Genomic DNA, 12,893 nt, shown 5'->3' on the forward strand with positions numbered 1-12,893 from the left:
AGGCATCGCCGTCGGTGAACGCGAGCCATCCTTCGACTGCTGGCGCCAGGGCGGACAGTCGCGCCTCGCAGCACCGGGCGGGTCATGCGTCGATCGCGTGCGCCATCAATTGCTCGAGCGTCACCACCGACAGCGCGGCCCGATGGGTCGCCGCGAGCACCACGCCCGGCGCCATGCCTGCATCGAACGCTTCCTTCCAGCGCGTCACGCACAGGCACCAGCGGTCGCCGGGCTTCAGCCCGTCGAAGCCGTAGGCCGGCATCGGCGTGCTGAGGTCGTTGCCGCGCGCCTTCGAGAATGCGAGGAACTCGGCAGTCACCCGGGCACACACGGTGTGGCTGCCGAAGTCTTCGACCGCGGTCTCGCAGCACCCGGAGCGGAAGTAGCCGGTCAACGGCTGCACCGAACAGGTTGCAAGGGGCGCGCCCAGCACGTTGAACTGGGACGATCCTCCACCGCCGTGTGATCCATCCATGGAGCCCCCCGTCAGCCCGCGTTGCGCAGCACGACCGGCATTTCGGGAACCGGGAAGCCAGCCTCGCCGAACGACTCGCGTATGGTGCGGTTCGTGTCGAAGTACACCTGCCAGTAGTGGTCATTGTTGCAGTAGGGCCGCACGGCCAGCACCGGCCCGCTCGGTGTGAATTCGAGGATCTCGACGTCGGGCGCAGGTGCCGCCAGCACATTGGGGATCTTCGCGATGCGGTCGCGCAGCAGCGCGATCGCAGCGGCATGGTCGGCACCCTGCGCAAGCTGCGCCTTGAGGTCGACCCTGCGATAGGCGTTCGCGGAATAGTTCTGGATGCTGTCGCCGAATATCCGGTTGTTGCCGACGATGGTCAGCACGTTGTCAGGCGTATTGATCGCAGTGCCGAACAGGCCGATCTCCTTCACCGTGCCGGTAACGCCGCCGGCGGTGACGAAGTCGCCCACCTTGAACGGCCGCAGCACGACCAGGAAAGCCCCGGCCGCGAAATTGGCGAGCAACCCGCCCCAGGCCGCACCGATCGCCACGCCGACGCCGGCGACCAGCGCCGCGAAGGTGGTCGTTTCCACACCGAAGTAGCCAAGGATGGCGACGACCAGTGCGATCTTCAGCACCACGGCGACGAACGAACCGATGTAGCGCAGGATCGTCGGCTCGACCTTCTGCCGCTCGAGCGCAGCGCTGAGCACGCGAACAGCCAGGTTGATCAGCCAGGTGCCCACGACCCAGAACGCGATCGCGGCAGCGACCTGGAATGCGCCATGGATCAGGATCGGCTGCGCCGTCGTCCAGAATTCACCGATGTTCATTTTTCCAAGCCCCGTCCCCGTTATCGAATCGCGAATGGTGCAGGATAGGAACGCGCAACTCAAGGACTGCACTCCGGCCCGGTCGCGCACGGCGCGGACGCCCCGGAACCGCGGTAGCATCCCGGCCCCGGCCCGGGCAACCCCGCGGCCGGCCTCCGGAACCCGTGACTGGAAGCCCGTTCATGAGCCAGAACAGCCCTGCCCCCGCCCTGCCCGACGTGTCGGTCGCCGAACGCCTCGTGGACCTCGCGCTGGCGATCGACCCGAAGACGCTACCCGCAGCCGTACGCGCCCAGGCCGAGTCGCTGCTGCTCGACGTCGCCGGCCTGTGCGTGGCGGCACGCGACACCGATTACATCCGGGCGCTCGTGGCCTCGGTCGACAGCGGCGGGACGGCGACGGCGATCGGACATGCCGGACGCTTCAATGCCGAGGATGCCGCGCTGATCAATGGCACTGCCGCGCATGGCGAGGACTTCGACGACACGTATGAAGGCGGCCCGGTGCACAGCGCCACGGTGATCGTGCCTGCCGTGCTCGCCGCATGCGAGCGCTTCGGACGCGACGGGCAGTCGGCGCTCGCCGGGATCGTGGCCGGCACCGAGGCGCTGTGCCGGATGAGTCGCGTCGTACCGAAGGCGATCCACCGCTCGGGTTTCCATCCCACGGCGATCCTGGGCACAATGGCCGCCACGCTGGCTGTATCGGTCGCGCTCGGGCTCACCCGCCGGCAGGCCGTCGACGCGCTGGGTACGGCCGGCAGCATGGCCAGCGGCATCATCGAGTACCTCGCCGAAGGCTCGTGGACCAAGCGCCTGCATGCCGGATGGGCGGCACAATGCGGCGTACGCGCCGCGCGCATCGGGCAGCAGGGGTTCTTCTCGCCGCGCACCGTGTTCGAGGGCACGCATGGCCTGTACAACGGCTTCGCGCACAGTGCCGAGGGCGACTATGCCGCGCTGCTGGACGGCTTCGGTACCGACTGGACGATGCTGTCGATCACCTTCAAGCCGTATGCAACCGGCACGATGAACCAGCCCTATATCGACTGCGCGCTGCGCCTGGCGCGCCGGGCGCAGGCCGAAGGATTCCGCGCGGAGGACGTTGTCGACGTGCTCTGCGAAACCGCCGAGGGCTACGTGCATCGGCTCTGGGAGCCGCTCGCCTCGAAGCACCGGCCGGCGACCGAATACGGCGCGAAGTTCAGCGCACCGTTCAACATCGCGGTCGGCTTCATCACCGGCGCAGCGGGCCTGGACGCCTTTACCCCGGCCACGGTGCGCGACGAGCGCATCCTCGCCCTCGCCTCGAAGGTACGCTACGTCGTCGACCCGGCGAATCCGTATCCGCGCGCCTACACCGGCCATGTCCGGTTCACGCTGGCCGACGGGCGCGTGGTCGAAGAACGCCAGCCCTTCATCCGAGGCGGCGTGCACGCCCCGCTGTCGCGCGAAGAACTGGAGTCCAAGTTCCGCGGCAATACCGCCTACGGGCAGTGGAGCGACAGTGCATCCGCGCGCCTGCTCGCGGCGACGCGCTCGCTGTACGACGGGCCGGTGGAACTGTCCGCCTTCCGCCCTGACTGAGGAAAACCAGGCTCAGTAGTACACCTTCCCGTCGAACAGCCGCCGCGCGGTTCGATAGAACGAGCCGCGACGCGCGGACCACTGTCCGGCCTCGCAATCCACCTCCGCACCCACGGTGAGCACGCCAGAGGGCATTGCAATGCGCAGTGCCCCGCCGGCAGCACCGTCGCTGCCATCGGTGCGCCGTGCGCGCCAGGCCGTCGTACCCTCGATGGACGCCGCCACCGCGATGCACAGCGATGCGGTCAGCGGCAGTGCACGGTGCGGCTGGCCGTTGGACAGCATGCGCGCCGTCAGGTCGACCGCATCGGCCATGATCGACTCGCCCGACAGCGTATGCGCAGCCTTCGGTGGCGCCACGAAGCCGACGAAAGGCACCACCGTACGGCTGCGCGCCTCGTCGATGGTGCGGGCGAGGCCCATCGCGACCGATGCCTGCAGGCGGATCGCGGACAAACGCTCCATCGCCACCGCATCGGCCTCGAGGTCTGCGGGCATCTCGAGCCCGGACAGCCCGAGCGACGACGCCGCCACCAGCACACAGGCATTGGCCGCATCGACCATCGACACCTCGACCGGCCCGAGGCCGGGAACGTCGATGCGGTCCACCACGTTGCCGGTCGGCAGCAGTCGGCCCGTGCTGGCGCCGCCGGGCGACAGGAAGTCGAGGCGGATCGGGGCACCGGTGCCGGCCACGCCAGGGATCGCCAGTTCGCCCGCCTCTACCGCCTGGCCACCCTGCACCGGGAACGTGGAATGGATGATCCTGTCGGTATTGGTATTGTAGATGCGCACCAGCGCCTGCCCATCGGCCGCCTCGACCAGTCCTTCGTCCACCGCGAAAGGCCCGACTGCCGACGACATGTTGCCGCAGTTGGCGCCGTAATCGACGTGCGCATCCTTCACCATCACCTGCGCGAAGGTGTAGTCGATGTCCGCATCGGCACGCGACGAGCGCGAGAGCACGCACACCTTCGACACCGACGAAAGGCCACCGCCCATGCCGTCGAGCTGGCGGCCGTTGGGGTCGGGCGATCCCATCGCGCGCAGGAATATCGGGGCCCAGTCGCCCCGCGCGGCGGGCAGGTCCTGCCGATGCAGAATCAGGGCCTTGCTGGTGCCGCCGCGCATGAATACGGCGGGCAGTCGATGACGGTTCATCTCGGGGTCTCCACGGATCGAGGGGGGCTATAGCAGGGGCAGCGGCCCTGGGGCACGCTGCACGCTCCATGTGCTGTCGTCCATGTGCTGGCAGGAACCGAAGCGGTAGGACGGCGCAACGCCGGGCCATGCAAACCGGGCGTCGTAGAACCACGCACAGACCTGGCGCACGTCGGCACGATACTCGATATGACTGAGCACGGTGTAGACGCTGAACCGGCGGAATCCGGCGAACTCCGGCCGGCTCCAGGCCGTGCGCGCGAACTCGGCCCGACCACCCTCGTCGCCAAAGCGGAATACCTGGATCCATCGGGCCTGCGCGGGCTCGGCATACGCTGCGCTCAGCCTCGCCAGCGCCGAGCGGGCAGACAGCGACTCGACGACGCTCGGGCCGCCCGGGATACCCGGGATGGCCGCGACATTCGTCGGCGTCTCGGGAACGCCGTCGCGCAGCTCGGCCGGGGCCGTCCCGAAGCGCGCGGACGGTCGTGGGCCGACCTTCAGCCAGGCGATGTCGAAGGCATCACCGTGGGCCACCAGCACCTGCCAGTTGCGTGGCGAGAATGGCTGCGGAAATGCATGGACATGCGCGTCACCGGATGGAAAGCGTGACGCGATCGCTGCACCGGCGTCCAGTGCCTCCGCACGCCACTGCCAGAGCAGCACGAGATAGCCGGTCGTGGCCGCGAAAGCCGCGATGGCGGCCCGCCGCCCGAGCATCGGCCAGCGCCACGCGACCATCACGAAACCGGTCGCCAGGGCAATGACCCACAGGTCCAGCGGGAACAGCAGAGGAATCGCGTAACGGCTTTCGGCAACCGGATGCCAGGGCCGGATGCCGGACGCCGTGACCAGGTCAAGGCAGAGGTGGACCAGCAGCGCGGGCCCGGTGACGAACAGGAACACCGGCCACTGCTCGGGCCGGCGGGCGATGCACGCGAACAGCGCAGCAAGCGCCAGCGCCAGCACCGGCAGCACCAGCACGGAATGCGTCCACAAGCCTGTGGACGCGAGGACGGCCTGAGGGTCACTGACGCGCGACAGGTACGCGAGGTCTGGCAACACGCCGGCCACAGCGCCGGCAGACAGCCACGACGGACGGCCGACGGCGGCTGCCCTGGCGCGCACCGGTTCGACCGCCAGCGCGACCAGCAGTCCGGCCAGCAGATGGGTCAGCGGATCCAGGGGCACTCGCCCCGCCCGACAAGGGCGTTCACCGCAGTTCCTCCACCCTTACCTGCACCCGTCGCTCTTCCGCGGTAGAAGACGTGGCACGGCCCAGCAGCACCGACTGACGGTCGCCCGAGGTCCGCACCGTCCCGCCGAGATCGATCCATTCGCCCAGGCGACCGCGTGCGGTCGTGGAGAGCTGCTGCGTATCGACCGTCCCGGGTCCGGCACCCTGCGCGATCGACTGCCGCTGCGGCAGGATGTCGAGCATCACCTCGTCGCCGGACAGGCGCACGACGACCTGGAAGCCGGTGGACGCCTCACGATACTCGACGGTGTCGATCGCCTGCAGGCCCGATGGCCCCCTTACGATCTGCCGTACCGGCACCGGGATCGACCGCCCAGCGTGGATCATGGCCGGCTGTCCTTCGAGAGCCTGCACCTGCTGCGTCGCCCGGTCGGTCCCGCTGCGTGTGGTGGAATAGGCCCGTACGCCTGCGGCCGCGCCGGGCGGCACGCTGCCCACTGCGATGTCCGCCTGCCCCACCCCGGCGCGTACGCCGGCGACGACTCCATCGGAACCGGACGCCTGGTCGACATCCTGGCGGACGCTGATCAGAAGGCGACGCGGCATTGTGTCGATGCGCTCGAGCACCGCGCGGATCTCGGCCAGGTTCTGCGGTGTGGTGTGCACGATCAGCTGGTTCTGGATGCCGCTCACCGTGCCAGGCGCAGGCACCAGCGGGCGGATCAGCGGCACCATCTGGTCTGCCGTGCGGTAACGCAGCGGCAGGATGCCCATCACCAGCGACTGGGCCAGCGCCAGGGGTTGTAGGGCCAGCAGCAGCAGCAGCGCCAGGATGGCGTACTGGCTGGAAATGAGACGACCGTACCTGAGCTTTCTCATCGCATCCTCCCTGCCGTGCCGTATCGGGCGCGGCCTGAACAGAAGGCCCGGTTCATCGGGGGCGGAATTGCCATCGACGACAGGCTGTGGCATCCTGCGCCGCGTTCGGAAATGCACGGAAGGCTGAACGGCAGGTGGGGGATGTCCCGGGGGCGCAAGTTCTATCCGATAGTGCCGTAAAAATCAGACTTCTGCTTGGTAATCAAGCATCTCTGAAAGGATCTTCAGAACATGCCTTATCTCCCCGCTCGATCCGCCAGGTCTGTTGCAGCACTGTCGACCGCCCTTGCCGCATCCCGATCGCTCGTACAGCGCAGCCTGATCCTTTCCATCGTCGCGGCCAGCGTCCTTCTGTCGCTGCAGGGTATCGACAGCGCGCGCGCGCAGGAATTGCGCCCTGATCCGATCGTCGCGGGCGGAACCGAACCAGCCGCTCCGTCGCCATCGGCCGTGCAGAGTCTCGCCGACCGCGCGCTGAACTCGGCACAGGAAATGGCCATGCAGGCCATGGGCATGATCGGCATCCGCTATACCTTCGGGGGGCGCAGTCCCGATACAGGGTTCGATTGCAGCGGCCTGGTACGCTACGTTTTCGACCGGGTGACCGGACGATCGCTGCCGCACAATTCGTACGAAATGGCCCGGATGGGTACCAGCGTCGGCCAGGGGGAACTGGAACCCGGCGATCTCGTGTTCTTCAATACCCGCGGCAGGCGGTTCTCGCACGTCGGCATCTATGTCGGCGACGGACGATTCATCCATGCACCCAGCCGTGGCGGCCGGGTGCATATCGTGAACATGGGCGAGCGGTACTGGGTCAGCCGCTTCAACGGAGCGCGTCGGCTGGCGGGCTGAGCCGCCGGGTGGCTGCCTCGATCCGGCGCCGGATCTCCGGCAGGGCGGAACGGGCGGCACGCTGCCCCTGCTCGATTGCCAGTTGCCGGCTTTCGAAATCGGTGGCGGAGATCTGCCCGATCGCGGGACGTATCACCACGTCAGCCTCGGCCAGTTCGGAAGCGCCCAGCGCGCGTCCCATGATCGTGAACGCCTGCAGCAGGATATCGATCGAACCGGCGATCCTGGAGTACTGCGGCTGGCTGGATATGTCGACCGCAATCACCAGTTCCGCGCCGAGAGCACGCGCAGCCCTGACCGGGATGGGATGGGTAAGGCCACCGTCCACCATCTGCCGGTCGCCGATCAGGACCGGACGGAATACTCCGGGTACCGCGCTCGACGCCCGCACCGACAGGCCGGTGTCGCCCCGGCGGTAGACGATACCCTCGCCGGACTGCAGGTCGGTGGCTACCGCGGCAAATGGAATGTTCAGCTTCTCGATCGGCCGGTCCTGCACCGCCCGGTTGATGAACGACTGGAGGCGCTCGCCGCGCACGAAGCCGCGGTCGGGCAGCGCAAGATCGCGTACGTCCGCTTCCGCCAATTGCCTGGCGATGCGCAGCAGGTCGGCCGATCGATAGCCGGCCGCGTAGATCGCGCCGACGACCGCACCGGCGCTGGTGCCCGTCACATAGTCGGGCACGATACCGGCCTGCTCGAGGGCCATGATCACGCCGACATGGGCGAAGCCGCGCGCCGCCCCGCCGCCCAGCGCGAGCCCGATCCGCGGCGCCGTGGCGACCGGTTCGGGTCGAGGCTGCTGTGGCAACCCGCCCGGCGGGCGCATGGCTGGTGCCACCGACGGGCCCGATACGGCAGCGTCCTGCGTCGGCGCAGGCGGACGATATGCACACCCGGTCGCCAGCAGACAGAGCGCCACGACGCAGGCGGAACACCGCCAGAACAGCCTTCCAATGCGAATATTTATCATTTACAAACGAGAATTCTTCTTGTTAAGATCCTGTCGTCCAGGCATCTGACCGACGCTGTTTCGCCCCTGCGTAGACCCGTCCACAGCCCGAGATCGAAAACGCCATGCAAGACAACTCACTCTACCGCCTGCTGACGATGCCTCTGGCAGGCGCCCTCTGCGCGGCAGCGGTCGTCCTGGCCACGGCGCCCGCCGCGGCCCAGACCGACAAGGTCCTGAACCTCTACACGGCTCGCCATTATCAGACAGACGAGGCGCTCTACACGGGCTTCACGCGCAAGACCGGGATCAAGATCAACCGCATCGAGGCGGGCGAGGATGCGCTGCTGGAACGCGTGCGCAGCGAGGGCCGCAACAGCCCGGCCGATGTGTTCATCACGGTGGACGCCGGGCGCCTGTGGCGCGCCGAACAGCTCGATCTGTTCCAGCCACTGGATTCGCCGGTGCTCAATGCGCGGATTCCCGCCCAGTTGCGCACGCCCGCAGCAACCTGGTTCGGATTCTCGACGCGGGCACGCGTGATCGCATACAACCGCAAGACGGTACGACCGGAAGAGGTCGCGAACTACGAGGATCTCGCACATCCCCGGTTCAAGGGTCGACTCTGCATCCGTGCCAGCAACCACGTCTACAACCTGTCGCTGATGGCCTCCATGATCGAACGCCTGGGCGAGGCGAAGGCCGAGGAATGGGCCCGCGGCGTGGTCGCCAACCTCGCCCGCCCGCCGCGCGGCGGGGATACCGACCAGTTGCTCGGTGTCGGCGCCGGGGAATGCGATATCGCGGTGGTCAACACGTACTACTATGTGCGGCTGATGAAATCGGCCCGTCCGCAGGACCGACAACTGATCGAACGGGTCGCCGTGTCGTTCCCGAACCAGGCATCTTCCGGTACACATGTAAACGTATCGGGCGCGGGAATGCTTCGTACCGCACCGAACCCGTCGGCCGCCCGGCTTTTCCTCGAATACCTCGCCAGCGATGAAGCGCAGATCTATTTCGCAGACGGCAACAACGAGTGGCCGGTGGTCTCTTCCGCCATCGCCCGGAATCCGGAGCTTGCCTCGCTCGGCAAGTTCAAGGCGGAGTCGTTCAACATCGGCGTGCTCGGCCGTAACCAGGCCCTGGCCCAGAAGATCCTCGACCGTGTCGGCTGGAAGTAGCCTGGCCGTCCTGCGGCAGTGACTGCGACCGGTCGCGGCGCCGCCCGGCCACGGCGCCGCGCCCTGCTCTGGGCGGCCGGCCTCGTCCTGCCAGCCTGCGTCGGCGCGATCGCCCCGAGAGCCGGCGCAGCGCGCGTACATTCAGCGACGGCGGCCGGCGACACGACGACGGGTCCTGCTGGCGCGCCGGCCCGCGCCCCCGAGATGATGGGGCTGGCGCTCGGCATGCCGATCGAAGCCGCAATCCGGATCGTCCAGTCGAATGCGCCAGCGGGCTACGTGACACTGCCGCCACTTCGCCGCGATCCGGTCAGCATCGTGCGCATCGAGGTGCCGTCGGCACTGGCCGCCCCAGCGGCTGAGGTCGCGAAGGACTCGAACTTCTACATCATGCTAAACAGCGCGCCCCGTATCCTGAAAACCCAGTCCTCGCGCTCCAGCCACGTGCCGTTCGTGACCCTGGTGGCCGGGGACCGCGACCGCCGGCTGGTACGGATCGTGTTCGAGCCAGCCTTCGTCCACTGGCCCGATGGTTACGATGCGGGCCGTCGCACTGCATGGAGCCTGGCCGAACTGCTGCGTGAACGCCATGGCGTCGACGTCGAACTGACGCCGGGTGACGCCGGGCGCCGCCCCCCTGCGGGAACCGGCAGCATCAGCCAGGCCACCGGCGCGCAGTCCGGCTGGGTGTTGCGGGTGAACGCCGCCCGCAGGTCGATCGTGCTGTCCGACGTCAGGCAGTTGCCGGACGCGATTGCGACCCGGCTGCAACTGGACTGATCGGGGCGATGCGGATGCGCATCGTGCGGGTCAGCAGCATCACCGGCAGCATGCCGACCGCCACGATGACCAGCGAGGCGACTGCCGCCTGCCCCAGCCTTTCATCCGAGGCGAAGGTGTAAGCCTGTGTAGCCAGCGTGTCGAAGTTGAACGGGCGTATCACCAGTGTCGCCGGCAGTTCCTTCATCACGTCGACGAACACCAACAGCGCGGCGGTGAGCACGCTGGTCCACATCAGCGGCCGATGCACCCGCCACAGCGTGGCCCCAGCTCCGAATCCGAGCGACCGCGCGGCATCGTCCATCGAGCGCGTGATCTTGCCCAGTCCCGCGTCGATGGCCTCCTGGGCCACGCCGAGGAAGCGAACCAGGTACGCATAGACCAATGCCGCGACCGTTCCGGTGAACAGAAGGCCGGTGGCGATACCGAACCGGTCGCGCATCAGGGCGTCGAGCCAGTTGTCGAGCGTCGCAAGCGGGATCAGGATGCCGACCGCGATCACCGCGCCGGGCACCGCATAGCCGAGCCCGACCACGCGGTTCGCCGCCAGGGTGAGCCGGCTGCGATGCAGGCGCAATGCGTACGCGAGGCTGGTTGCGATCGTGACCGCCAGCACGGCCGTGATTCCGGACAGCGTGAAGCTGTTGAACGCCAGGTGCGCGTACAGTTCGAACGAATGGTCGGCACGGGCATCGATCGCCAGGTGCAGCAGGGTCGCGGCGGGCAGCAGGAAACCGATGCTCACCGGCACCAGGCAGGCGGCGATGGCGAGCACTGCTGCGCCCCCGGACAGGCGCAACGCCATCACCGGCCGGCTCCGGCTGCCGACCGTCGCGTAGCTCGCGCGGCCCCGGGTCGATCGTTCGACCAGCAGCACGACCAGCACGAACGACAGCAGCGCGCATGCGAGCTGTGCGGCCGCCAGCCGGTCGCCCAGCGAAAGCCACGCGCGATAGATGCCGGTCGTGAATGTCTGCACGGAGAAGTACGACACGGTCCCGTAATCGGCCAGCGTCTCCATCGCAGTGAGCGCAACGCCGCCGGCGATCGCCGGCCGCGCCAGCGGCAGCGACAGCCGGAAGAACGTGGCCCAGGGACCGAAGCCGAGGCTGCGGCTCACCTCGAGCACGCTGGCCGAGCGTTCGGCAAACGCGGTGCGAGCGAGCAGGTAGACATAGGGATACAGCACGAACACGAACATCGCGGCGGCACCACCCAGCGAACGGATCTCGGGAAACCAGTAGTCCTGCCGTCCCCATCCGAAGGTCTCGCGCAGCAGGGTCTGCACGGGCCCGGTGAACTGGAGCAGGTCGGTGTACGCGTAGGCCATAACGTAGGCCGGCATCGCGAGCGGGAGCACCAGCAACCATTCGAACAGGCGCCGGCCCGGAAAATCGAGCATCGTCACCAGCCACGCCGTGCCTACCCCGATCGCCGCGACGCCAATGCCGACCGCGACCAGCAGCGCCAGCGTGTTCACGACGTAGTCGACCAGCACCGTGTCGATCAGGTGCCGCCACACGCCGGCGGTACCGCTGGCGGACAGGCTGGACACGACCGACAGCACGGGTATCGAGGCAACCAGCGCAAGCAGCAGGGCAAGCAGGACCAGCGGTGACTTCAGCGCGCGCGGCATCGGTGCGGCGGCCCGCCGATTGCAGCTGGCTGCGCGGCGGGGCGGCAAGTGGTTACTGGACGCGGATTCTGCCCCAGCTCGGCTATAATGAAAAGCGAATCGTTCTCATTCAAACTTGGTCATTGCCACCTGATGGATCCCGTCCTCCGCCTCGACAAGGTCAGCCATGCCTACGGCGCCGTCGGTGTGTTCGACGACCTGTCGTTCTCGCTCGCGCGAGGTCAGATCGGTTGCCTGCTCGGCGCCAGCGGCTGCGGCAAGACCACGGTCCTGCGCTGCATCGCGGGGTTCGAGCCGGTGGCGGCCGGGCGGATCCTGATCAACGGCATCGAGGTGGCCAGTGCCGGGCGCCAGGTGCCGCCCGAGAAACGCCAGGTCGGCATGGTATTCCAGGACTATGCGCTGTTCCCGCACCTGACGGTCGCCGGCAACATCGGCTTCGGGCTGCGCACGATGACGGCCGCGCAGCGAGCGGCACGCGTTGCGGAACTGCTGGAGGTGATCGGCCTCGCAGACTCCGGTGGGCGCTTCCCGCATGAACTGTCGGGCGGCCAGCAACAGCGGGTGGCGCTAGCCCGGGCCCTCGCCCCGCGGCCGGAACTGCTGCTCCTGGACGAACCGTTCTCCAACCTCGATGTCGAGATGCGCGAGCGGCTCGGCCAGGAGGTTCGCGAGATCCTCAAGCAGCAGGGAACGACCGCGATACTCGTCACCCACGACCAGTCCGAAGCTTTCGCAGTGGCAGACGAGATCGGCATCCTGCACCACGGTCGCCTCGCGCAATGGGACACTCCGTACAACCTGTACCATCGACCCGCCAACCACGTGGTAGCCGATTTCATCGGCAAGGGCGTGTTCCTGCCGGGCACGGTGCTCGAAGACCACCGGATCGACATCGGCATCGGCAAGCTCACCGGCGACCTGCCGAGTGAATGCGGCAAGGGCTGCGCGGGCTGCGTGAACGACTGCGACGTCGAAGTGCTGCTACGGCCCGATGACATCGTGCACGACGACGCCAGCCCGCTGAAGGCCCGCGTCGTCCACAAGGCGTTCAGGGGCGCGGACATCCTCTATACGCTGGCGCTGCCGGACGGGCGCGAGGCACTGTCGGTCGTGCCCAGCCACCACGACCATGCCATCGGCGAGCAGATCGGCATCCGGGTGGAGGCCGATCATGTGATCGTGTTCCGGCGCGAGGCACGCGACCGCGGGTCGTCCCAGCCTCGCACCATCGATTCGAGCGGACCGCGCCCCGCCCGGGCGAGCCAGACCGGGGCGAGCAGCACGGCGGCACCCCAGTAGGCAATCCCGAAGGCGAACAGTCCGACCGAACCGAAGGTTGGGCCGAGGGCACCGGCCGGCCCGG

General features: G+C 68.0%; 12 protein-coding genes. 5 read left to right on the plus strand and 7 right to left on the minus strand.

Translation table 11 applies throughout. The features are described 5' to 3' along the window. Positions 1 to 82: 82 nt before the first annotated feature. Together ING98_17890 and ING98_17895 are read right to left on the minus strand one after the other, a co-directional pair. The gene (locus ING98_17890; protein ID MCA3103744.1) at positions 83 to 475 is read right to left on the minus strand and encodes a DUF2237 domain-containing protein; all 393 of its coding nucleotides are present in this window, start codon (positions 473 to 475) and stop codon (positions 83 to 85) included. An 11-nt stretch (positions 476 to 486) separates the two neighbouring features. Next, positions 487 to 1,296, minus strand: coding sequence for a mechanosensitive ion channel family protein (locus tag ING98_17895; GenBank protein ID MCA3103745.1), 810 nt, complete (start codon positions 1,294 to 1,296; stop codon positions 487 to 489). Positions 1,297 to 1,478: 182 nt separating this feature from the next. Between ING98_17895 and ING98_17900 the strand changes: the two genes are divergently transcribed. Then, positions 1,479 to 2,882 carry an MmgE/PrpD family protein gene (locus ING98_17900; GenBank protein MCA3103746.1) on the plus strand — a complete coding sequence of 468 codons (1,404 nt, stop codon included), beginning with the start codon at positions 1,479 to 1,481 and terminating at the stop codon, positions 2,880 to 2,882. Between the two features lie 12 nt (positions 2,883 to 2,894). Here ING98_17900 and ING98_17905 read toward each other — a convergent pair whose 3' ends face one another. From ING98_17905 to ING98_17915, 3 genes are read right to left on the minus strand one after another with little or no spacing between them, the layout of a single operon-like run. After that, entirely contained in the window at positions 2,895 to 4,043 is a 1,149-nt protein-coding gene (locus ING98_17905) for a PrpF family protein (protein MCA3103747.1), read from the minus strand. A 27-nt stretch (positions 4,044 to 4,070) separates the two neighbouring features. Beyond that, positions 4,071 to 5,234, minus strand: coding sequence for a metal-dependent hydrolase (locus ING98_17910; GenBank protein ID MCA3103748.1), 1,164 nt, complete (start codon positions 5,232 to 5,234; stop codon positions 4,071 to 4,073). A gap of 22 nt (positions 5,235 to 5,256) precedes the next feature. Further along, on the minus strand, positions 5,257 to 6,120 hold the full coding sequence (locus ING98_17915) for a hypothetical protein (protein ID MCA3103749.1): 864 nt from the start codon (positions 6,118 to 6,120) through the stop codon (positions 5,257 to 5,259). 231 nt (positions 6,121 to 6,351) lie between these two features. On the opposite strand from ING98_17915, the gene ING98_17920 reads away from it, so the two are divergent. Beyond that, positions 6,352 to 6,975: a C40 family peptidase gene (locus ING98_17920; protein MCA3103750.1), complete on the plus strand. Its 624-nt coding sequence runs from the start codon at positions 6,352 to 6,354 to the stop codon at positions 6,973 to 6,975. Here ING98_17920 and ING98_17925 read toward each other — a convergent pair. Continuing rightward, positions 6,947 to 7,804: a patatin-like phospholipase family protein gene (locus ING98_17925; GenBank protein ID MCA3103751.1), complete on the minus strand. Its 858-nt coding sequence runs from the start codon at positions 7,802 to 7,804 to the stop codon at positions 6,947 to 6,949. The genes ING98_17920 and ING98_17925 overlap by 29 nt on opposite strands. 281 nt (positions 7,805 to 8,085) lie before the next feature. On the opposite strand from ING98_17925, the gene ING98_17930 reads away from it, so the two are divergent. Both ING98_17930 and ING98_17935 read left to right on the plus strand, forming a co-directional pair. Then, the gene (locus ING98_17930) at positions 8,086 to 9,111 is read left to right on the plus strand and encodes an extracellular solute-binding protein (GenBank protein MCA3103752.1); all 1,026 of its coding nucleotides are present in this window, start codon (positions 8,086 to 8,088) and stop codon (positions 9,109 to 9,111) included. A 225-nt stretch (positions 9,112 to 9,336) separates the two neighbouring features. After that, a complete protein-coding gene (locus ING98_17935) occupies positions 9,337 to 9,891 on the plus strand; it encodes a hypothetical protein (protein ID MCA3103753.1) in 555 nt (184 codons plus the stop codon). Here the strand turns inward: ING98_17935 and ING98_17940 are convergent. After that, positions 9,845 to 11,527, minus strand: coding sequence for an iron ABC transporter permease (locus ING98_17940; protein ID MCA3103754.1), 1,683 nt, complete (start codon positions 11,525 to 11,527; stop codon positions 9,845 to 9,847). The two genes, ING98_17935 and ING98_17940, sit on opposite strands and share 47 nt — an antisense overlap. 132 nt (positions 11,528 to 11,659) lie before the next feature. On the opposite strand from ING98_17940, the gene ING98_17945 reads away from it, so the two are divergent. After that, on the plus strand, positions 11,660 to 12,829 hold the full coding sequence (locus ING98_17945; GenBank protein MCA3103755.1) for an ABC transporter ATP-binding protein: 1,170 nt from the start codon (positions 11,660 to 11,662) through the stop codon (positions 12,827 to 12,829). The last annotated feature ends 64 nt before the right edge of the window (positions 12,830 to 12,893 follow it).

The organism is Rhodocyclaceae bacterium (assembly GCA_020248265.1).
In the GTDB taxonomy this organism is placed as follows: domain Bacteria; phylum Pseudomonadota; class Gammaproteobacteria; order Burkholderiales; family CAIKXV01; genus CAIKXV01.